The organism is Bordetella muralis, assembly GCF_054781015.1.
Map to the genome: position 1 here is coordinate 438,809 of NZ_BAAGVF010000006.1, position 21,462 is coordinate 460,270.

Annotated in this window: 22 protein-coding genes; 19 read left to right on the top strand and 3 right to left on the bottom strand. The window is 60.5% G+C overall.

The window, feature by feature from the left end; translation table 11 throughout:
• Window positions 1-69: 69 nt before the first annotated feature.
• The 14 genes from pyrH to ACYVIT_RS13085 all read left to right on the top strand — a co-directional run bounded on the left by pyrH (window position 70) and on the right by ACYVIT_RS13085 (window position 13,933).
• Entirely contained in the window at window positions 70-786 is a 717-nt protein-coding gene (pyrH, locus tag ACYVIT_RS13020) for a UMP kinase (RefSeq protein WP_094821240.1), read from the top strand.
• A 15-nt stretch (window positions 787-801) separates the two neighbouring features.
• Window positions 802-1,362, top strand: a complete 561-nt coding sequence (gene frr / locus ACYVIT_RS13025; protein ID WP_415804973.1) for a ribosome recycling factor — start codon at window positions 802-804, stop codon at window positions 1,360-1,362.
• Window positions 1,363-1,499: 137 nt separating this feature from the next.
• Entirely contained in the window at window positions 1,500-2,264 is a 765-nt protein-coding gene (gene uppS / locus ACYVIT_RS13030; protein ID WP_415804974.1) for a polyprenyl diphosphate synthase, read from the top strand.
• 17 nt (window positions 2,265-2,281) lie between these two features.
• Entirely contained in the window at window positions 2,282-3,139 is an 858-nt protein-coding gene (locus ACYVIT_RS13035; protein WP_415804975.1) for a phosphatidate cytidylyltransferase, read from the top strand.
• Entirely contained in the window at window positions 3,136-4,335 is a 1,200-nt protein-coding gene (ispC, locus tag ACYVIT_RS13040) for a 1-deoxy-D-xylulose-5-phosphate reductoisomerase (protein WP_415804976.1), read from the top strand. The genes ACYVIT_RS13035 and ispC overlap by 4 nt, the downstream gene beginning before the upstream one ends.
• A gap of 20 nt (window positions 4,336-4,355) precedes the next feature.
• Entirely contained in the window at window positions 4,356-5,687 is a 1,332-nt protein-coding gene (gene rseP / locus ACYVIT_RS13045) for an RIP metalloprotease RseP (RefSeq protein WP_415804977.1), read from the top strand.
• Between the two features lie 54 nt (window positions 5,688-5,741).
• Entirely contained in the window at window positions 5,742-8,078 is a 2,337-nt protein-coding gene (bamA, locus tag ACYVIT_RS13050) for an outer membrane protein assembly factor BamA (protein WP_415804978.1), read from the top strand.
• A gap of 120 nt (window positions 8,079-8,198) precedes the next feature.
• The gene (locus ACYVIT_RS13055) at window positions 8,199-8,759 is read left to right on the top strand and encodes an OmpH/Skp family outer membrane protein (RefSeq protein WP_415804980.1); all 561 of its coding nucleotides are present in this window, start codon (window positions 8,199-8,201) and stop codon (window positions 8,757-8,759) included.
• 13 nt (window positions 8,760-8,772) lie between these two features.
• Window positions 8,773-9,927 carry a UDP-3-O-(3-hydroxymyristoyl)glucosamine N-acyltransferase gene (gene lpxD, locus ACYVIT_RS13060; protein ID WP_415804982.1) on the top strand — a complete coding sequence of 385 codons (1,155 nt, stop codon included), beginning with the start codon at window positions 8,773-8,775 and terminating at the stop codon, window positions 9,925-9,927.
• Between the two features lie 60 nt (window positions 9,928-9,987).
• Window positions 9,988-10,443, top strand: coding sequence for a 3-hydroxyacyl-ACP dehydratase FabZ (gene fabZ / locus ACYVIT_RS13065; protein ID WP_094821232.1), 456 nt, complete (start codon window positions 9,988-9,990; stop codon window positions 10,441-10,443).
• Window positions 10,444-11,238: an acyl-ACP--UDP-N-acetylglucosamine O-acyltransferase gene (lpxA, locus tag ACYVIT_RS13070; protein ID WP_415804984.1), complete on the top strand. Its 795-nt coding sequence runs from the start codon at window positions 10,444-10,446 to the stop codon at window positions 11,236-11,238. It abuts the gene before it with no gap.
• Entirely contained in the window at window positions 11,235-12,422 is a 1,188-nt protein-coding gene (lpxB, locus tag ACYVIT_RS13075; protein ID WP_415804985.1) for a lipid-A-disaccharide synthase, read from the top strand. Before lpxA ends, lpxB begins: the two co-directional genes overlap by 4 nt.
• Complete coding sequence (gene rnhB / locus ACYVIT_RS13080; protein ID WP_415804986.1) at window positions 12,409-13,026, top strand: ribonuclease HII; 618 nt, start codon at window positions 12,409-12,411, stop codon at window positions 13,024-13,026. Before lpxB ends, rnhB begins: the two co-directional genes overlap by 14 nt.
• A gap of 121 nt (window positions 13,027-13,147) precedes the next feature.
• A complete protein-coding gene (locus tag ACYVIT_RS13085; protein WP_415804987.1) occupies window positions 13,148-13,933 on the top strand; it encodes a TrmH family RNA methyltransferase in 786 nt (261 codons plus the stop codon).
• Here ACYVIT_RS13085 and ppsR read toward each other — a convergent pair.
• A complete protein-coding gene (gene ppsR, locus ACYVIT_RS13090) occupies window positions 13,930-14,760 on the bottom strand; it encodes a posphoenolpyruvate synthetase regulatory kinase/phosphorylase PpsR (protein ID WP_094821228.1) in 831 nt (276 codons plus the stop codon). The two genes, ACYVIT_RS13085 and ppsR, sit on opposite strands and share 4 nt — an antisense overlap.
• A gap of 156 nt (window positions 14,761-14,916) precedes the next feature.
• Here ppsR and ppsA point away from each other — a divergent pair, with 156 nt between their 5' ends.
• Window positions 14,917-17,280: a phosphoenolpyruvate synthase gene (gene ppsA, locus ACYVIT_RS13095; RefSeq protein ID WP_415804988.1), complete on the top strand. Its 2,364-nt coding sequence runs from the start codon at window positions 14,917-14,919 to the stop codon at window positions 17,278-17,280.
• A 225-nt stretch (window positions 17,281-17,505) separates the two neighbouring features.
• On the opposite strand, the gene ACYVIT_RS13100 is transcribed toward ppsA, so the two are convergent.
• Window positions 17,506-18,294, bottom strand: coding sequence for a glutamine amidotransferase (locus ACYVIT_RS13100; protein ID WP_415804989.1), 789 nt, complete (start codon window positions 18,292-18,294; stop codon window positions 17,506-17,508).
• 199 nt (window positions 18,295-18,493) lie between these two features.
• On the opposite strand from ACYVIT_RS13100, the gene ACYVIT_RS13105 reads away from it, so the two are divergent.
• Window positions 18,494-18,913 (top strand): NfeD family protein, encoded by a 420-nt coding sequence (locus ACYVIT_RS13105; RefSeq protein WP_415805271.1) that lies wholly within the window; start codon window positions 18,494-18,496, stop codon window positions 18,911-18,913.
• 103 nt (window positions 18,914-19,016) lie between these two features.
• Window positions 19,017-19,943, top strand: a complete 927-nt coding sequence (locus ACYVIT_RS13110) for an SPFH domain-containing protein (RefSeq protein ID WP_415805272.1) — start codon at window positions 19,017-19,019, stop codon at window positions 19,941-19,943.
• 113 nt (window positions 19,944-20,056) lie between these two features.
• Here ACYVIT_RS13110 and smpB read toward each other — a convergent pair whose 3' ends face one another.
• Window positions 20,057-20,524 (bottom strand): SsrA-binding protein SmpB, encoded by a 468-nt coding sequence (gene smpB / locus ACYVIT_RS13115; RefSeq protein WP_415804991.1) that lies wholly within the window; start codon window positions 20,522-20,524, stop codon window positions 20,057-20,059.
• A 90-nt stretch (window positions 20,525-20,614) separates the two neighbouring features.
• Between smpB and ACYVIT_RS13120 the strand changes: the two genes are divergently transcribed.
• Together ACYVIT_RS13120 and ACYVIT_RS13125 are read left to right on the top strand one after the other, a co-directional pair.
• Window positions 20,615-21,049: a type II toxin-antitoxin system RatA family toxin gene (locus tag ACYVIT_RS13120; protein ID WP_415804992.1), complete on the top strand. Its 435-nt coding sequence runs from the start codon at window positions 20,615-20,617 to the stop codon at window positions 21,047-21,049.
• Window positions 21,039-21,383 carry an RnfH family protein gene (locus tag ACYVIT_RS13125; protein ID WP_415804993.1) on the top strand — a complete coding sequence of 115 codons (345 nt, stop codon included), beginning with the start codon at window positions 21,039-21,041 and terminating at the stop codon, window positions 21,381-21,383. Before ACYVIT_RS13120 ends, ACYVIT_RS13125 begins: the two co-directional genes overlap by 11 nt.
• The last annotated feature ends 79 nt before the right edge of the window (window positions 21,384-21,462 follow it).

A 21,462-nucleotide genomic window follows, 5' to 3' on the forward strand; every position in this document is an offset into this window, starting at 1 on the left:
GATAAACATCTAGTCCGGCCCTATTTCTTGTCTTACACTTTCGTCGGATCGTTCCCTGGGACATCACCTATGAGCAGCAGATCATACAAACGGGTTCTTCTCAAACTTTCCGGCGAGGCGCTGATGGGCGATGATGCTTTTGGCATCAATCGCAGCACCATTGTGCGCATGACCGATGAAATTGCAGAAGTCTCGGCGCTAGGCGTCGAACTGGCCATCGTGATTGGCGGTGGCAATATTTTCCGTGGCGTCGCGCCCGGCGCCCAGGGCATGGATCGCGCCACGGCCGACTACATGGGCATGATGGCGACCATCATGAACGCGCTCGCTCTCCAGGACGCGCTGAAAAACAAAGGCGTCGATGCGCGCGTACAGTCGGCCCTGAATATCGACCAGGTCGTCGAACCCTATATCCGCCCCAAGGCCCTGCGTTACCTCGAAGAGGGCAAAGTGGTGATTTTCGCGGCGGGTACGGGCAATCCGTTTTTCACGACTGATACGGCTGCCGCATTGCGCGGCGCCGAAATCGGCGCTGAAATCGTGTTGAAGGCCACCAAGGTCGACGGCATCTACAGCGCCGATCCCAACAAAGACCCCACGGCGACGCGTTACACCCGCATCAGCTTCGACGAGGCCATCGTGCGCCGCCTCGAAGTCATGGATGCGACGGCGTTTGCGCTTTGCCGCGACCAGAAACTGCCCCTGAAAGTGTTTTCGATCAATAAGTCCGGCGCACTCAAGCGTGTCGTCAGCGGCGAAGACGAAGGCACGTTGGTACACGTTTAAGCAAAGGATATTTTCATGAGCGTCGCAGAAGTCCGCAAATCGGCCGAAACCCGCATGGCCAAGTCGCTGGAAACGCTGAAAGTCAACCTGTCCAAGATCCGTACGGGCCGTGCCCATACGGGTATCCTGGATCACGTCCAGGTCGAATACTACGGTTCGCCGGTTCCCGTCAGCCAAGTCGCCAACGTGAACCTGGTCGATGCGCGTACCATCAGCGTGCAGCCCTACGAAAAGCCCATGGCCGCGGTGATCGAGAAGGCCATTCGTGAGTCGGATCTGGGCCTGAACCCCATTTCGATGGGCGAAACCATCCGTGTCCCGATGCCGGCTCTGACCGAAGAGCGCCGTCGTGATCTGACCAAAGTGGTCAAGAGCGAGGGCGAGGATGCCAAGATCGCTGTGCGTAACCTGCGTCGCGAGGCTAACGAGTCGCTCAAGAAGCTTGTCAAAGACAAGGAAATCTCCGAGGACGACGAGCGCCGCGCCCAGGACGAGGTGCAAAAGCTGACCGATCGTAGCGTTACCGAGATCGACAAATTGGTCTCCACGAAAGAAGCGGAGATCATGACCGTATAATCGGGTCAGGATATTGTTCGCACGCGCGCCGCTTGCGCCGTACCGTTGCTGCATGGCCGGCACGGTGCTGGTGTGGCGGCGTGATTTTTTTGATTTTCAGCTTAGATAAGGCCCTGACGGCCCGACTTGTTTCCTACATGGCAATCAGTTCCACCCAGGCGATTCCCGCCACGCAGGCAGTTCCGCAGCACGTTGCCATCATCATGGATGGTAACGGCCGCTGGGCAACGCGCCGGCATTTGCCGCGTACCGCCGGGCACGCCAAGGGCGTACAGGCTGTACGGCGCGTGGTGGAGGCTTGCGGACGGCGCGGGGTGCGTTATCTGACCTTGTTTGCCTTCAGCTCCGAGAACTGGAGGCGTCCTGTCGAAGAAGTGTCCTTGCTGATGCGTCTGTTCGTGCAGGCGCTGGAGCGCGAGGTCGACAAGCTCAACGATCAGGGCGTACGCCTGCATGTGGTCGGCGATCTGTCGCATTTCGAGCCGCGGCTGCAGTCGTTGATCGCCGATGCGCAGGCTCGCACGGCACACAATGATCGCTTGCATCTGACCGTGGCCGCCAATTACGGCGGACGCTGGGACGTATTGCAGGCAACGCGCGCCATGCTTGCCCAGCACCCTGAGTTGGCCAGTGATCCGCAGCGTATTGACGAAACGCATCTGAGCAACCACTTGTCCATGGCCTGGGCGCCGGAGCCCGACTTGTTCATCCGCACCGGCGGCGAGCAACGCATTTCCAATTTTCTGATTTGGCAACTGGCGTATACCGAGTTGTACTTCACCGATCATTACTGGCCTGATTTCGGCGCAGATGAGCTCGAGGCGGCATTCGAGTGGTACCGCACCCGCGAACGCCGTTTTGGCCGTACCAGCGCACAGTTGCGCGACGACGCGGCGCGCTGAGGCCTCCGGAGACATCTATGCTCGTTCAACGCGTTATCACCGCCGTCGTGTTGCTGGCCGTGCTGGCCCTGACGCTGTCTGTGGGAAACCCCTGGTGGTTCATGGCGTTGCTGGCGATAGGGGCGGCCTGCGCGTGCTGGGAATGGCTGCGGCTGACCATCGCACCGCCGGCATCTCGCGTCGTGAGCGTTGCGGTAGCGCTGGCGCTGCTGGCCGTGATGCTATATGCGAGCTGGGCCTGGCTATATGGCATGCCTGATAGCGGCGCGCTGCAGGCGGCGGTCGTTCAGGGCCTGGTGCCCGTTGTGGCGCTGATATGGCTGGTAGGTGCGACCGCAGCCGTGGTGCGCGGACGATCCGATGCGCCGCCTGCCAGTGTCCTGTGGTCGATATTCAGTGTCCCGGCGATTTTTGCGGCATGGTCGGTGTTGGCGTTGACGTTTATGACGCGCGGCGCGTGGTTTGTGGTGTCCTTGTTGGCGCTGGTGTGGGTCGCGGACATTGCGGCCTATTTTGCGGGTCGGGCATTCGGCAAGCGTAAACTGGCCCCTAAGGTCAGCCCCGGAAAGACGATTGCTGGCGCCGTAGCCGGCGTCGCCGGCGCCGCCATTTGGGTCTGGATATCGAGTTTTTGGGACGGCAGTTTTGGCCAGGCGCTGATCGGACGTTTGTCTTTGCCCCTGGCTTTGCTGGCCGCGATGTTATTGGGCGTCATCTCTATTGTGGGCGATCTATTCGAGTCGTTGCTCAAGCGCCGCGCCGGCCGTAAGGATTCCAGCGGCCTGTTGCCAGGGCATGGCGGTGTCTATGACCGCATCGATGCGATCCTGCCGGTGGCGCCATTCGCCTTATTGCTGTCTGGAGTGTTGTCTTGAGCCGTTTTCAACGCGTTGCCGTTCTCGGCGCTACGGGATCTATCGGTGAAAGCACGCTGGATGTGATTGCCCGTCATCCGGACCGGTTGGCGGTGTACGCCTTGTCTGCGCACAGCCGCATGGAGCGTCTGGCCCAGCAGGCCTTGGCAAGCCGGGCGGCTGTGGTCGTCGTGCCGGACGATGCGGCGCGCCGCCGCTTTCTGGCGGCATGGCCGACCGGACAGTCCGCACCGGAAGTCCGGGTGGGGCCTCAGGCCCTGGCGGATACCGCTGCAGACGCCGAATGCGATACCGTGATGGCTGCCATCGTCGGCGCGGCAGGCTTGCCGTCGGCGTTAGCCGCAGCCCGGGCAGGTAAACGAATCTTATTGGCCAATAAAGAGGCTCTGGTAGCGGCAGGCGGCCTGTTCATGCAGGCGGTCCGTGAGAATGGCGCCGAACTGCTGCCGATCGATAGCGAACATAACGCCATTTTTCAATGTCTGCCCCAAGGGCAGCACGCTGGTGCGCCGACTGAGCCGGCGCGAGGTGTGCGGCGCTTGCTGTTGACGGCTTCTGGTGGGCCGTTTCGGCGTCAGGATCCCGAGGATCTGCACGACGTCACACCCGATCAGGCCTGCGCGCATCCCAACTGGAGCATGGGGCGCAAGATCTCCGTCGATTCCGCCACCATGCTGAACAAAGGGCTGGAGGTCATTGAGGCGCACTGGCTGTTTGCCATGCCTGCGGATCGTATCGAGGTCCTGATACACCCGCAAAGCGTGGTGCATTCGATGGTGGAATATGACGACGGCTCGGTGCTCGCGCAGTTGGGACAGCCCGATATGCGTACGCCGATTGCCTATGGCTTGGGTTTCCCGGATCGGCTGGCGAGCGGTGTCAGCCCGCTGGATCTGGCCCGATGCGGGCGTCTGGAGTTCGAAACGCCCGACCTGGAGCGTTTCCCGTGCCTGAAGCTGGCATTTGACGCGTTGCGCAGCGGGCAGGGGGCCTGTATTGCGCTGAACGCCGCCAACGAGATCGCGGTCGAGGCGTTCTTGGCGGGGCGCTTGCGTTATACCTGGATTCCCAGGGTGATTGCCGCCGCCCTGGAATGGCAGCAACGGCAGTCTTCTGTTACGCTCAATAATCTGGCCGATGTGTTGGCGCTCGATGCTGAAACACGAGCCTACACGGGTAATCTCGGCTTGGCCTGATTTTCTTCGCCTATCGACACATGCTTTTTACCCTGCTTGCTTTCATCGTCGCCCTGGGCATCCTGATTACGTTTCACGAGCTGGGTCATTACTGGGTGGCGAGGCTGTGCGGGGTGCGCGTGTTGCGATTTTCCGTAGGCTTTGGCCGGGTGCTGCTGCGCCGGCGAGATAAGCATGGCACCGAATGGGCGCTGTCGGCGATCCCTTTGGGCGGCTACGTCAAAATGCAGGACGACCCGCCAGCCGGAGCGACTCGCGCAGAAGCCGCGCAGTCATTTAATACTCAGCCGGTGGGCCGCCGTATCGCCATTGTTGCGGCAGGGCCGGTATTCAATCTGATTTTGGCCGTGGCGTTATATGCCGGCTTGAATCTCGCAGGTACCGAAGAGCCCGCGCCTATCATCGCGCCTCCCGCCACAGAAACACCGGCCGGACGGGCAGGGTTTCACGGCGGCGATCAGATCGTGGCCATCGACGGCAGTCCGGTTGTCTCGTGGAATGACGCGCGTTGGCATTTGATTGACGTGTTGTCCACGGGTGGACAGGCACAGGTGCAGGTTCGCACGTCCGACGGTGCGACTCGGCACCGCGTATTGCAGGTGACTGGCAGCGGGATGGACCCCCAGCAGGGCGATCCGCTGGCCGATGCAGGATTGCGGCTGGCCCAGCCCAAACCTATCGTGCGCGGTGTGGTGGCGGGCAGCGAAGGCGAGCGCGCCGGCTTGATAGACGGTGACCGCATTATTCGCGCGGGCGATCTGATCGATCCCGATACCGCGCAACTGGTGCAACTCATTCAGCAGCATGCGGGCCAACCGCTGGCATTGACCATGATTCGCAATGGGAGCGAGCAATCGGTGACCGTCGTGCCACGGGCAGAAACCGTGGATGGCCAGACCATCGGGCGTATCGGTGTGCAACTGGGGGGAGACCTCCCCATGGTGACGGTACGTTACGGTGTGTTTGCAAGCATTGGTCACGCGGCTGTGCGCACGTGGGATACTGCGTGGCTGTCATTGCGCATGATGGGCCGCATGGTGATCGGCGAAGTTTCCTGGCGCAATATCAGCGGTCCAGTCACCATTGCCGACTACGCCGGACAGACCGCACGTATCGGATTCGCAGCCTATATTGCCTATCTGGCGCTCATCAGTATCAGCCTGGGTGTATTGAACTTGTTGCCGATCCCTATGCTGGATGGCGGTCATCTGCTGTACTATCTCGTCGAAATTGTACGAGGCAGTCCTCCGCCCGACCGATGGATAGATATCGGGCAGCGCGCCGGTATCGGTGTGTTGGCGGGGCTGATGGGGCTCGCCTTGTTTAATGATTTCGCACGCCTGTTCACCTGACAGGCAATCGAATAAAATCTTTCGCCATTTGTTCGACCTAGGATAGCCAAGCACATGTTTTCTCGGATGTTTCATCACAAAAAGGGCTTGATGCCGGGCCTGCTTGCCGCGCTTCTCATGCCGGCGCTAGCTCATGCGTTCGAACCTTTTGTCGTGCGGGATATCCGCGTAGAGGGCATTCAACGTACGGACGCGGGTACGGTGTTCGGCTATATGCCCGTCAAAGTCGGCCAGCAGTTCACCGAGGCCGAGGCTACCGAAGCCATCCGCCGCCTGTATGGCACCGGTTTTTTCAGCGACGTCAAAATCGAGACGGACAACGATGTGGTCGTCGTGGTCGTGCAGGAGCGTCCCACGATCGCTTCGGTGACCTTCAACGGCATGCGCGAGTTCGACTCCAAGGCCATCACCAAATCGCTCATGCAGGTGGGCTTTGGCGAGGGCCGTGTGTTTGACCAGTCGATGCTGGAACGCGCCGAGTTCGAGCTCAAGGAACAGTATCTGAGCAAGGGTAAATACGGTGTCGAGGTCACTGCCACCGTGACGCCGCTGCCGCGCAATCGCGTCGGCGTGAGCTTTGACGTGTTCGAAGGCGAGGTCGCCAAGATCCGTCAGATCAGCGTGGTGGGCAACAAGGCCTTTTCCGAAGGCGATCTGCTGGATCTGTTCCAGCTGTCGACGCCCGGCTGGCTGACCTGGTACACCAATTCGGACAAGTATTCCCGCGAGAAACTCGAAGGCGATATCGAAACGCTGCGTTCGTTCTATCTCGACCAGGGCTACCTGGAATTCTCGGTCGAGCCGCCGCAGGTCACGATATCCCCTGATCGCAAAGACATCTACATCACGGTCACCATCCACGAGGGCGAGCCTTACAAGGTGCGCAACGTCAAGCTGGCGGGCAACCTCCTGGGCCTGGATTCGGAGATCAAGAATCTCGTACAGGTCAAAGAAGGCGAGACGTTCTCGGCGGCCCAGGCAAACGACTCGTCCAAGGCGATCACGGATTATCTGGGTGAACTGGGTTACGCGTTTGCCAACGTCAACCCGAACCCGACGCTGGACCGTGCCAAGCACGAGGCCGATGTGACGTTCTACGTCGATCCCAGCCGCCGCGTCTACGTACGCCGGATCCAGATCGGCGGCAACACCCGTACCCGTGACGAGGTCGTGCGCCGTGAAATGCGCCAAGAAGAAGCCGCCTGGTATGACTCTGGCGATCTGAAGATCTCGCGCGATCGTATCGACCGCCTGGGTTATTTCAACGAGGTCAACGTCTCCACCGATCCGGTCCCGGGCTCGCCCGACCAGGTCGACGTCAACGTCGACGTCAAAGAAAAGCCTACCGGGATGATCAACCTCGGTGTAGGTTACGGATCGTCTGAAAAGGCCATTCTGTCGGCCGGGATCAGCGAAGACAACGTGTTCGGCAGCGGCACCAACCTGACGCTGCAATTCAACACCAGCAAGAGCAACCGCGCCGTGGTGCTTTCGCACACGGATCCGTATTTCACGAAAGACGGCATCAGCCGCACGACGTCAGCTTATTATCGTGTGACTGAGCCGTACGAGACGAACTCCGGCGACGGCGATTACCGGGTGAAGGCGCTCGGCCTGGGGATGAACTTCGGTGTGCCGATTTCGGAATATGACCGGATCTTCCTGGGCGGCACGTTCGAGCATAACCAGATCGATCTGTACAACAACTCGCCGCAGGCCTATCGCGACTTCGTTGACCAATATGGCGACAGCACGAATGCGTTGATTTTCAATGCCGGCTGGTCAAAGGACACGCGTGACAGCGCGCTGGCCCCGACCAAGGGTTCATATACCCGCCTGAAAGCTGACGTTTCTACCCTGGACCTCCAGTACTACATGCTGACGGCTCAGCAGCAGTACTATGTCCCGTTGGGCCGCAGTTATACGCTGGCCTTCAACGGCATGGTGGATTACGGCTTCAGCTATGGCAGCAAGGACTTCCCGGTCATCAAGAACGTCTACGCGGGCGGTATCGGCACGGTACGTGGTTACGACGGGTCCTCGTTGGGCCCACGTGACTCGCTCACAGGCGATTACCTGGGCGGTGCGCGTCGTATCGTCGGTAATGCGCAGTTGTATCTGCCGTTCCCTGGCGCCTCCAAAGACCGTACGCTGCGCTGGTTCCTGTTTGCTGACGCAGGCCAAGTCTCGGCAGGCAGCGGGATGCGATGCTCGGGTGGCGAGCCTGGTAGCGAGGTGGAGGATCCTTGCGGCTGGCGTTTCTCGGCAGGTATCGGCCTGTCGTGGCAGTCGCCGCTGGGCCCGCTGCAGTTGTCTTACGCCCGTCCGCTCAATTCCAAGTCGGGTGACGATTTGCAATCGTTCCAGTTCCAGATTGGTACTGGTTTCTAAGGGTCGCCGTGACCGTAAAGGTTACGCATAATCACACTAGCAAGACGCCGCAACGTGGTGTCTGCTGGATTAGTGGCACAATAGCAGTTTTGCTTTACCTCATTGGAAGGTGAGATTTTCATGATGTCTGATTTCGCACTCAAAACCTCGAGCCCGTCGCGCAGCCAGCGCGCCGGCAAACTGCGCGGTACGCTGGCCCTGGCGGGTGCGCTGCTCCTCGGCTCCGCCGTGACGCTGCCTGCGCATGCACAAGGCACCAAGATCGGCTTCGTGAATACCGAGCGTATCCTGCGCGAATCCGGCCCTGCCAAGACGGCGCAAAGCAAGATCGAGTCGGAATTCAAAAAGCGGGACGACGAGCTGCAGCGCCTGAGCAGCAGCCTGCGCAGCCAAGCTGAAAAATTCGACAAGGACTCCCCCGTGCTGTCCGAGACGGATCGTGTCAACCGCCAACGTGACTTGGCGCGCCTGGATACCGATCTGCAACGCAAGCGCCGCGAGTTCCAAGAGGACTTCAACCGCCGTCGCAACGAGGAATTCTCCTCTATCGTGACCAAGGCCAACCAGGCCATCAAGAGAATCGCGGAACAAGAAAACTACGATCTGATCGTGCAAGACGCTGTGACGGTCAACCCGCGTATCGACATCACCGACAAGGTGATTCAGGCGCTCGGCAAATAATCGCCGAGGTCGCATGCCGATCCTGTTGGATACCGCCCGCGCACCCGCCCTGGATGCGCTGCTGGCTTCGGTGAATACCCAAGGGCTGGACCTGCGTATCGAGACGGGCGCTGCGGGCGATGTCAAAAGTATCGCTCTTGGCGATACGGATCAGGGCGATGCCGCAGCCTTGCGCGCGGCATTGCCCCGTATCCGGGGCATCGGTACGCTGGCGTCGGCCGGTCCGGAAGAAATCACTTTTCTAAGCAATCCGCGCTACCAGAGCCAGTTGGCCAGTACGCGAGCTGCCGCTGTCATCGTGACGCCGGACGTGGCGCAGGCCATGTTGGCTGGCGCGGACGGCCCCTCGTGTATCCGGGTCGTATGTGCGCATCCCTATCTGCTTTACGCCCGCCTGGCGCAGTGGTTCGACGCCGCTCGTCACCCGAAACAGCCGGCCAGCGTGCATCCGCTGGCTGTTGTGGCGCCCGATGCCGTCATCGAGGATGACGTGCGTATCGGTCCGCATTGTGTGGTCGAGGCGGGTGCTCGTATCGGACGTGGCGCTACGCTCGGGCCGGGATGTGTGATCGGCCAGGGCTCCACGGTGGGGCCGGATTGCATGCTTTACGCCCGCGTGACGTTGTATGCCAATGTTCGCATCGGCGCGCGCGCCATCGTGCACAGTGGAGTCGTGCTCGGCGCCGACGGGTTCGGTTTCGCGCCGGATCCGACGCTGGGCAAGGGCGCATGGGGCAAAATCGCTCAGTTGGGCGGTGTACGCATTGGGGACGATGTCGAAATCGGCGCCAACACCACGATCGATCGTGGCGCTCTGGAGGACACCGAAATCGGTGACGGCGTCAAGCTCGATAACCAGATCATGGTGGCGCACAACGTGCGCATCGGCGCACACACTGCGGTAGCCGCCTGCGTGGGCATTGCCGGCTCGACGGTCATCGGCGCACGCTGTACCATCGCTGGCGCGGCCATGCTGTCGGGACATCTGACACTGGCCGATGACGTCCATATTTCGGGGGGGACGGCGGTGACCTCCAGCATTTCTCAGCCGGGCCGTTACACTGGCGTGTATCCTTACGCTGAACACGGCCAGTGGCAACGTAACGCCGCCGTGATACAACAACTGTCGCAGCTGCGCCGCCGGCTGCGGGCACTCGAAAAAGCCTGACCTGTCACCGCGGCCTGCGGTGATGGCGTCATCATTCAATACGGTAGGAATTTTTACGAAATGGAACTCGACATCAAGGCGATCATGGAGCGCTTGCCGCATCGCTATCCGATGCTGCTCATTGACCGCGTGCTGGAAATCGTGCCGGGCAAATCCATCGTTGCCATTAAAAATGTGTCGATCAATGAGCCTTTTTTCGAAGGCCATTTCCCGCATCATCCTGTGATGCCCGGTGTGTTGATCACCGAGGCCATGGCTCAAGCGGCCGCGCTGTTTTCTTTCACTGATGACGATGGCGGCCTGAAATGCGACAGCGCCAAGACCGCCTATTATCTGGTGGGGATCGACGAGGCGCGTTTCCGCCGTCCCGTGGTGCCGGGCGACCAATTGCGTCTGGAAGTGCAGGCCGAACGGCTCAGCCGCGCCATCTGTAAATACCAAGGGCGTGCACTGGTGGACGGCCAGGTGGTGGCCGAAGCCAAGCTCATGTGCGCCATCCGTAGCCTGGAAGCGTAAATGTCAGGAAATATCCATCCCACCGCCTTGGTCGATCCAAGCGCTCAGATCGACAGCAGCGTGCGGATCGGGCCGTATAGCGTCGTAGGCCCGGATGTCACTATCGGAGCAGGGACGGAGATCGGCCCCCATTGCGTGATCGACGGTGTGACGACAATAGGCCGAGATAACCGGTTTTACCGGTTTTGTTCGATCGGCGGCATGCCGCAGGACAAAAAGTACGCGGCTGAACCCACGCGTCTGGTCATTGGTGACCGTAATACGGTCCGGGAATTCACCACGTTTAATACGGGCACGGTCCAGGACGGTGGCGTGACCACCATGGGCAACGACAACTGGATCATGGCCTACGTGCACGTCGCGCACGATTGCCATCTGGGTAATAACACCATTCTGGCCAACTCAGTACAACTGGGGGGACACGTCCAGGTCGGAGACTGGGCCATTGTGGGCGGACTGACCGGGGTGCACCAGTTCAGCAAGATCGGCGCGCACAGCATGACCGGGGGCAATAGCTCCCTGATGCAGGACATGCCGCCTTTTGTGTTGGGCGCCGGCAATCCTTGCCGACCCGTTGGCGTCAATGTCGAGGGCTTGCGCCGTCGCGGTTTCAGCGCGTCGGTGATTTCCAGCCTGCGAGAGGCATACAAGATCGTTTTCCGCCGTGGTCTGTCCTTGGACGAGGCACGCGCAGAGTTGCGCGCGCGCCAGCAGTCGCATCCCGATGCGACCGAGGCGTTACAGACATTGCTGGATTTCTTTGATGCCTCGAACCGGGGCATCATCCGGCCATGACTACTACCATCGGCATGGTGGCAGGCGAGCCCTCAGGCGACCTGCTGGCCAGCCGTGTCATTACCGGCCTGCATCAGGCCTCGTCCGATTTGCATTGCCAAGGCATAGGCGGGCCCGCCATGGATGCTGCGGGCTTTGAGGCCTGGCACCCCATGCATGCGCTGACCGTATTTGGCTATGTGGACGCGCTGAAGCGTCTGCCGGGGTTGTTGCGGACCTACGGCGACGTCAAGCGTCGCTGGCTGGCCGAGCCGCCCTCAGTGTTCGTTGGGGTAGATGCGCCGGATTTCAATCTGAAGCTCGAATTGCAACTGCGCCAGGCGGGTACGCCCACCGTGCATTTTGTCGGCCCGTCGATCTGGGCGTGGCGTTACGAGCGCATTCACAAGATCCGCGAGGCGGTGTCGCACATGCTGGTGCTGTTTCCGTTCGAGGAAGACCTGTACCGCAAAGAAGGCATCCCGGTGACCTATGTCGGACATCCGTTGGCTGACGCCATTCCGATGCAACCCGACCGTCAGGCGGCACGCCGCCGCCTGGGCCTGGATGACACTGCGCGTGTCTTGGCGATCTTGCCAGGCAGCCGCTCGTCGGAGATCCGCATCCTCGCACCGCGTTTCCTCCAGGCGGCGCAACAACTGCGCCAGCGGGATCCTGGCCTGGTATGCATCGTGCCCATGGTCAATGCCCAGCGCCGGCAGGAATTCGACGCCATTTTGGCGCAGTATCCGGTCCCGGGGCTGCGTTGCGTGACTGCCGATGATCTGACAACCGCAGGCAGTGCACCGGTGGCCTGGACAGCGCTCGAGGCCAGTGATGCGGTGCTGGTGGCCAGTGGCACGGCCACCCTGGAGGCAGCGCTATTCAAGCGCCCCATGGTGATCTCGTATTATTTGTCCCCATGGATGCGCCGCATCATGGCCTGGAAATCCGGCCAGCAACGGCCATATTTACCGTGGGTGGGGCTGCCTAATGTGTTGCTGCGGGATTTCGCCGTGCCAGAGCTCTTGCAGGACGATGCTACGCCGGATAAGCTGGCCGAAGCGACCTGGGCCGCCCTGACGGACGAGGCCCATGCCGCACGCATACACACGCGTTTTGCCGCCATGCATCACGATCTGACGCGCGATACGGCGAGCTTGGCGGCGCGCGCAATTCTCGATGTAGCACATGGATCAACATAGCCTTTTTGCGTGCACCACGCCCGATTTTTCGGGCGTGACGATGGCCGGCGTCGACGAGGCCGGCCGCGGACCGCTCGCGGGGGCTGTTTACGCGGCTGCCGTGATTCTGGATCCCGCCAGGCCGATCGATGGCTTGGCTGATTCCAAGGTGCTCACCGCAGTTCGCCGCGAGGCGCTGGCCATAGAGATCCAGGAATACGCATTGAGTTGGTGCATTGCCAGCGCCAGTGTCGATGAAATCGACAGTTTGAACATTTTGCGGGCGACACTTTTGGCCATGCAACGAGCCGTCGAAGGATTGGCCCATGCGCCGCAGGTGGCCATGGTCGACGGCAACCAGGCGCCAAAGCTCCGTTGCACGGTGCAAACCGTGATCAAGGGCGACGCGCTGGTGCCGGCCATCTCGGCAGCCTCCATCCTGGCAAAAACAGCTCGTGACGCCGATTTGTTGCGTCTGCATACCCAGTATCCGCAGTACGGCTTTGATCAGCACAAGGGCTACGGCACTGCGCTGCATTTGACGCGGCTGCGCGAACATGGTCCCTGCGCGGAACACCGGCGCAGTTTCGCGCCTGTGCGCGAGCTGTTGATGCCGGCATCATAAGATCCTGTTTACGTCCGGGGATGTCCCGCTCGGGCGGTGCGGGCTGAATTGCATTCAATCCGATTTAATAGCGTTTTTTGCACGGTATCGTGCACCGCGTATTGCCACCTCTGTCTCTGCCATGAAACACATCGCGTCCCGCGACAACCCTCAATTCAAGCAATTGCAGCGTCTGGCCCACCATGCCGGGCGTCGTGGCGAAAATGCGATCCTGGAAGGCGTGCATTTGTGTCAGGCCTGGTTGGCGTCGTCAACGGCGCCGGCCTTGGCTGTGTTCGACGCAGACCGGCTGGACCGTCCGGAATTGGCGGCGTTGTTGGCTGCAGTGCAGGCCGTCCTGCCCGAGCGGCAGATTTTGGCGCTGTCGCCGCAGCTATTGAAGCATCTGGAGACGGTTGAAACCGGTCAGGGCGTGCTGTTCATCGTCGATCCGCCGGCGCCAACGCTGCCTGCGCGCTTGGCGGAGTCCATGGTATGGCTAGACCGGGTGCAGGACCCGGGTAACGTCGGCACGATTTTGCGGATATGCGCGGCCGCAGGTGTGTCTCGCGTGTTGCTGTCACCGGGCTGCGCGGCGGCCTGGTCGCCCAAAGTGCTGCGCGGCGGCCAAGGCGCGCATTTTGCCCTGTCCCTACACGAACAGGCAGATCTGATGGCCTGCGTGAGCCGCCTGGATGTCCCCCTGGCCGTTACGACGCTGGAAAACGCCCAGGATCTCTATGCAACCGCGCTGCCAAGGGCCTGCGCCTGGGTATTCGGCCACGAGGGGCAGGGCGTTTCGTCCGATTTGCAGTCTGTCGCCACGCTACGGGTGCGCATTGACCACGCCCCCTCGGTGGAGTCCTTGAACGTCGGGGTGGCGACGGCGCTGTGTCTGTTTGAACAGCGCCGCCAGGCGATGGACTAATTCGATCTATCCAGGCCCACCTCTTGCATCACCGTCGTGGCGATTTCCTCGATGGACTTGGTCGTCGTGGACAGCCAGGAAATCCCTTCGCGGCGCATCATGCGCTCGGCCTCGGCCACCTCGTAGCGGCACTGTTCCAGCGTCGCGTATTGGCTGTTGGGACGGCGCTCGTTACGGACCTCGGACAGGCGTTCGGGCTGGATCGACAGGCCAAATAGCTTGGATCGATGCGGCGCAACCGTGGACGGCAGCGTGCCGCGCTCGAAATCGTCGGGCGTCAGCGGGAAATTGGCTGCTTTGATGGCGTACTGCATGGCCAGATAGAGGCTGGTCGGTGTCTTGCCACAACGGGACACGCCCACCAGAATGACGTCTGCCTGGTCCAATTGGTTGATGAACTGTCCGTCATCGTGTGCCAGGCTGAAATTGATGGCATCGATCCGATTCCGGTACTGCTCGGAGTTGGCCGCCATGTGGGACCGGCCGACGGAATGATTGGATTTCATTCCCAAAGCCTGCTCGATATGTCCGACAAAAGTGCCAAAAAGGTCCAGGAAAATCCCATTGGCGCGACGGACACATTCCATGCTGTGGGGGTCAACCAGGGTGCTGAAAACAATAGGCGGCAGACCGGTTTCATTGGCGTTGCGGTCGATGCGCTCGGCGACTTCCCGGGCTTTTTCCAATGTATCGATAAAGGGCAGGCGGATCGGCTTGAAGCGTACTTGCTCAAATTGGGACAACACAGAGTGACTAAATGTCTCTGCGGTGATGCCGGTGCTGTCCGAGACGATGTAGACAGTACGTTCGATAGGGGACGAAGCCATATGTAAAATATTCCAACCAAAGTGGAGGGCTGGAGTGCCCGACCGGGTACAATTCGACCCCAATCAGTCACCCCAAGAGCGGTCTCAGGCTGGTTTGGTCAGCGCATCGTGATGTTTTGACCAAACTCGCTTTCTCTATTGTAAAAGGTGACTTAAATGTCGTACGTCGTTTCGTTCGAGCAGCTCCGCATGACGGATGTGGACTCGGTAGGAGGTAAGAACGCATCACTAGGTGAAATGATCAGTCAGTTGTCCGGCGCGGGCGTCCGCGTACCGGGCGGTTTTGCTACGACTGCCGAAGCCTTCCGTGATTTCCTCAAAGCCTCTGGTCTGGATGCGCGCATTGCCACGCGACTCAGCACGCTGAACCCCGAAGACGTTCGCGAGCTGGCCACGGCTGGCGCCGAGATCCGCCAATGGATTATCGATGCCCCGTTCTCGCCTGAGTTCGAGCAGCAGATCCGCACGGCCTTTGCCGCGCTGGACGCCGACGGCAAGGGTTCGTTCGCCGTGCGTTCATCCGCAACCGCCGAGGATTTGCCTGATGCCTCGTTCGCGGGCCAGCAGGAAACCTTCCTGAACGTCGTCGGTATTGACGACGTGCTGGACAAAATCCGCCACGTGTTCGCGTCGTTGTACAACGACCGCGCGATCTCCTATCGCGTGCACAAGGGCTATGCCCACGCCGAAGTCGCGTTGTCGGCAGGCGTGCAACGTATGGTGCGCTCTGACAAGGGCAGCGCCGGCGTGATGTTCACCATCGACACCGAATCGGGCTTCCAGGACGTGGTATTCATCACCTCGTCCTACGGCCTGGGCGAAACGGTGGTGCAGGGCGCAGTGAACCCCGACGAGTTCTACGTGTTCAAGCCCACGCTGGAACAGGGCCACTATCCCATCGTCAGCCGCCGCATCGGCTCCAAGCTGATCAAGATGGAGTTCGATCCCGAGCGCCCCGAAGGCCGCGCCGTACGCACCGTGGACGTGCCCGTATCCGAGCGCAACCGTTACTCGTTGACCGACGACGAAGTCTCCGAATTGGCGCGCTACGCGGTCATCATCGAAAAGCACTACAAGCGCCCGATGGATATCGAGTGGGGCCGTGACGGCGTAGATGGCAAGATCTATATCCTGCAAGCTCGCCCCGAAACGGTGAAATCGCAGCAAACTGGCAACGACGTCCAGCAGCGCTACCGCCTGAAGGCCACCGGCCAGGTCCTGATCACTGGCCGCGCTATTGGCCAGAAAATCGGTTCGGGCCCCGTGCGCGTCGTGGCCGATATTTCCGAAATGGATCGTGTGCAGCCCGGCGATGTGCTGGTGACCGACATGACCGATCCCAACTGGGAACCGGTCATGAAGCGCGCCTCGGCCATCGTGACCAACCGTGGCGGCCGTACCTGCCACGCGGCCATCATTGCGCGTGAACTGGGTATCCCGGCAGTCGTGGGCTGCGGTGAAGCGACCGACGTCCTGAAAGAAGGTCAGGCCGTGACTGTGTCGTGCGCCGAAGGTGACGAGGGCCGGATTTACGACGGCCTGATCGAAACCGAGGTCGAAGAAGTCCGCCGTGGCGAAATGCCGCCGATCGACGTCAAGATCATGATGAACGTCGGTAACCCTCAGCTGGCTTTCGATTTCGCACAAATCCCCAACTCTGGCGTGGGTCTGGCTCGCCTGGAGTTCATCATCAACAACAACATCGGCATTCACCCCAAGGCCGTGTTGGATTACCCCAATGTCGATGGCGAGCTGAAAAAAGCGGTCGAATCGGCTGCCCGCGGCTACGCCAGCCCGCGTGCTTTCTTCGTTGAAAAGCTCGCAGAAGGTATCGCCACCATTGCCGCGGCGTTCTGGCCCAAGTCGGTCATCGTGCGTATGTCGGACTTCAAGTCCAACGAATATCGCAAGCTGGTGGGCGGCTCGCGTTACGAGCCCGAGGAAGAAAACCCCATGCTGGGCTTCCGCGGCGCGTCGCGCTACATCGCTGCCGATTTTGCCGAGTGCTTCCGCATGGAATGCGAGGCGCTGAAGAAAGTACGCGACGAAATGGGCCTGACCAACGTCGAGATCATGGTGCCGTTCGTGCGCACGGTCAGCCAGGCCAAGCGCGTGGTGGATCTGCTGGGCGCCCATGGCCTGGCTCGCGGCGAAAACGGCTTGAAGCTCATCATGATGTGCGAAGTCCCGTCCAATGCGTTGTTGGCCGACCAGTTCCTGGAGCATTTCGACGGTTTCTCGATCGGTTCGAATGACATGACGCAGCTGACGCTGGGTCTGGATCGCGACTCTGGCATGGAGCTGCTGGCTGCCGACTTCGACGAGCGTGATGATGCGGTGAAGTTCATGTTGAGCCGTGCGATCAAGGCTTGCCTGGCTGCCAACAAGTACGTCGGTATCTGCGGCCAAGGCCCCAGCGACCATCCCGATTTCGCGCAGTGGCTCAAGGACGAAGGCATTCTGTCCATGTCGCTGAACCCGGATACGGTGGTCGATACGTGGCAGCGTCTGGCTAAGTAATCCCGCTGGCAGCATCGCACCGCGGGTGCGATGCTGGGCTTCCGAGGCAGTTTTGGCTCGGAATGGTTTGCCACAAAAAAGGCCTGCATTTTTTGAATGCAGGCCTTTTTTGCCGCTGGGCCGCCCCAAGGCAAAAAACGTCCCCTCAGGGGGCAGCAAGCCGCAAGGCGCAGCGTGGGGGCCTTTTCCCTTGGGCCGCCCCTTTGTTCTATATCGCGTCGGGCGTTACTTGGCCGGCATATGGCCGGTGTTTTGCGAGGGTCGCACTGACGTACGCTGGCACAGTCCTAGAAACCGCCGTACCAGGCTGGCCGCCGTTGGCGTCGGGCCCAAGGCAGCGCTGAGGGCGTCGGCATCGAGCCCTTCGCGGCCATATGCAGCCTGATACTGCTGCAGATGGTCGCGCATGAATTCCGGTCCGAATTCGGGATGGAATTGCGCGGAATAGATCGCGGGCGCCAGGCGGATCAATTGATGAGGATCCATATCCGAGCGAGCCAGCGCGACGGCGCCGGGAGGCAATTGGGTGACGCTTTGCGCGTGTAGCAGTTGCGCAGGAAACCGGGTGGGCAAACCCGTCATCAAGGCATCGCCTGTCGCGTCAGGCAAGCACTCTATGGTCTGCGTTCCAAGTTCGCGGCCCTTGACGTTGTATTCCACTACGCCCCCCAGCGCATGCGCGAGCAACTGATGGCCGTAGCACACGCCGAACATAGGCAGGCTCTCGGCGGCTGCCTGCCGTATCCACGCGGCCGTGCGCTCGCTCCAAGGCTCGAGGTCCGTCACCATGGCGGGCGACCCGGTGATGAGCGCCGCGCGATAGGCCGAGGGCGCCAAAGGCTCCTCGTCCAGATACACCCGTACGATGTGCACCGCATCGGGCGACAGTCCCGCAGCATGGCGCATCATCTCGCCATAGCCGCCATGCGACTGGCGCAGGGCTTCATCAGGATCACCGGTATGCAGGATCAGGACGGGCAGTAGGCCGTCGGAATGGGGGGCAGCAGTATTCATTGGGAAATCCAGGGGCTTGCTGTTCGGCGCAAAACGCAGTCGATAGCATGATGATAAATCGTCATGACGCAGAAATCCGTACAATCAAGCCATATTCTGTTGCAGAGGGGACGCGGGGATGCCCCTTGTGTCCTTGGCTTCCGAGGGAATATGGGCCGGTAGAGCCCAACCCAGGGTTTCTCAAATAAGGCATCACATGATGTGGATATGGTTCGGACTGGCAGCGGTCGCACTCATCGGTGAGGTGGCGAGCGGCACGTTTTACCTGTTGCTGGTCGCACTGGGTTTGGCTGCAGGCGGCGCAGCGGCGTGGTTCGACGCCGGCTTTGAGTGGCAACTGGTGGCGTGCGCTGTCGTGGCCCTGATTGGATTATTTGTGTTGCGTCGTACCGGCGTCCTGAAAAAACGCGAGGTCGATGCGAAGAGTAATGCGGATGTGCATCTGGACATCGGCCAGACTGTCGAAGTCGAAAGCTGGACGGACGCCGGGATTGCACGCGTCTGGTATCGTGGTGCGCATTGGCAAGCAGAGCTGGCAGCCGGGCAACCGCGTGAGCCGGGTCTATACCTGATCAGCGAGGTCCGTGGCCCGCGACTGGTATTGACGCGCAAGGTGTGAGCCGCGTAGCCGAGTACGTTACAGTCTAGGCTTGTCTATCTGATTTCGTGGCCGCCCTCGACGGGTGCGGTTTTCTCTCATTCCACGCAGGACCATTTCCATGATGCTCGAACCCTCCACCATCGCCTTGATCGTCTTGGTCGTTCTGGCGTTATTGATCATCATCAAGGCCATTGCCATCGTGCCGCAGCAGCATGCCTGGGTCGTCGAACGGCTGGGCAAGTTCGACCGGGTGCTGTCGCCTGGCGCGGGATTTGTTATCCCCTTCATCGAGCGCGTTGCCTACAAACATTCGCTCAAGGAAATCCCCCTGGACGTGCCGAGCCAGGTCTGCATTACGCGCGATAACACGCAATTGCAGGTCGATGGTGTTCTCTATTTCCAGGTAACGGATCCGATGCGCGCATCGTACGGTTCGTCCAACTACATCTCGGCGATTACCCAGTTGGCGCAGACCACGTTGCGCTCGGTGATCGGGAAACTGGAATTGGATCGCACTTTCGAGGAACGCGAATTCATCAACGCCACGATTGTGGCCTCACTCGATGAGGCTGCGCTGAACTGGGGGGTGAAGGTATTGCGTTATGAGATCAAGGATTTGACGCCGCCCAATGAGATCCTGCGCGCGATGCAGGCTCAAATTACCGCCGAGCGGGAAAAGCGTGCGCTGATCGCAGCCTCCGAAGGCCGCCGCCAAGAACAGATCAACATCGCGACTGGCGAACGCGAAGCCGCCATCGCGCGTTCCGAGGGTGAAAAGCAGGCGCAGATCAACCAGGCCCAGGGCGAGGCCGCTGCGGTGCTGGCTATTGCCGAAGCGACTGCAAAAGCGATCACGCAGGTCGGTGAGGCCGTGCGTCAACCCGGTGGCATGGAGGCCGTCAACCTGAAAGTCGCCGAGCGCTATGTCGATGCCTTTGGCAATGTTGCCAAGGAAGGCAACACCTTGATCTTGCCGTCCAATTTGTCGGATGTCGGCGGCCTGATCGCCTCGGCAATGGCGATCGTCAAGACGAACAAGCCTGTCTAGCGCCGTTTGGCCGGATAGAAATCGTGCCACGCCGGAATCAAGCGTGGCACGATGACCCAGGGAGTTTCGAGCCTGTCAGCCGCAGCGGCGCTGGACTGATAGCCCGTTCTCGGTCAATCGTCGCGCCGCGAGCTGCGGGTATCGTGTTTCATGATGCGTTCTTTTTCACGCTGCCAGTCTTTTTCACGAGAGCTGTCGCGTTTGTCGTAAAGCTTTTTGCCTCGGCCCAGCGCGAAATCGAGCTTGATCCGGCCATTTTTGTAGTGCAGATTCAACGGGACGAGGGTGTAGCCACGTTGCTCGACCTTGCCGATCAGCTTGCTGATTTCCTCGGCCTTGAGCAGCAGCTTGCGCGTGCGCATGGCGTCGGGATGGATATGCGTGGAGGCAGTGGGTAGGGGGCTGACATGCATGCCCAGCAAAAACAGCTCGCCATCGCGCACGATGACGTAGCTTTCTTTGAGTTGGACACGGCTGTCACGAATCGCCTTGACCTCCCAGCCCTGCAGGACCAGGCCGGCCTCGTAGCGGTCTTCGATGAAATAATCGTGGGTGGCCTTGCGGTTGTCGATAATGCTCATAAAGGCTGATCAGGCAATAATCCGGCGAAAAATGCGGCGGTAGCTGCGCTACCGGTAAAATCCAACCATTCTAGCGATTTGCGATAGCCGATGCATAAAGTACAGCGATCTGTCCTGGTTCCCTATAGTGCAGCACAGATGTTCGACCTCGTTGCCGACGTGGAAAAGTATCCTGAATTCATGCCCTGGTGCGGCGGGACGGAGATCCAGTCGCGCGACGAACACGGGATGCAAGCCTCTGTGATGATCAGTTTTGCGGGGATGAAGCAGCGATTCACCACCCGCAATACCCATGAGTACCCCAACCGGATTCAACTCGAGCTGGTGGACGGTCCGTTCTCGATGCTGGTGGGCAACTGGGAATTCCAGGCCCTGGCCGAGGACGCGTGCAAGGTCTTGTTCACCCTGGAGTACGCGTTCTCCAACCGTGCCCTCGAGATGGTGGTGGGGCCGGTCTTTAACCGGATTGCGACCAGTTTTATCGATTCCTTTACCAAGCGGGCGCAGGCAATCTATGGGGAATGACGCTCAGGTACTGCGAGTCAGCGTCTGCTATCCCATGCCATCGGCAACGTGGCAGCGCGAGCTGGTGTTGCCCAATGGCGCTACGGCCGCAGACGCGCTGCGCCAGAGCGGTTTTGAGGCTGCGTTTCCCGGGGTGGATCCTTGGGGGCAGGGCGTTGGCGTGTTTGGCAAACAATGCCAGGCCGAGACGCCATTGGCCGACGGCGATCGGATCGAGATCTATCGTCCGCTGACGTTCGATCCTATGGTCTCGCGCCGCCGCCGGGCTGATCACCGCCGAGCCAAGGCTACGGCGGCACGCAACGGTCGTGAACGCCCTGCGGGATTGCTGTAGCTCTCGTTCGTAGCGAACCCGCTTCCTGACGCGGAAAAGTCATCGGCAGGACAAAATTGTCTCTGGATTCCGGCGTAAG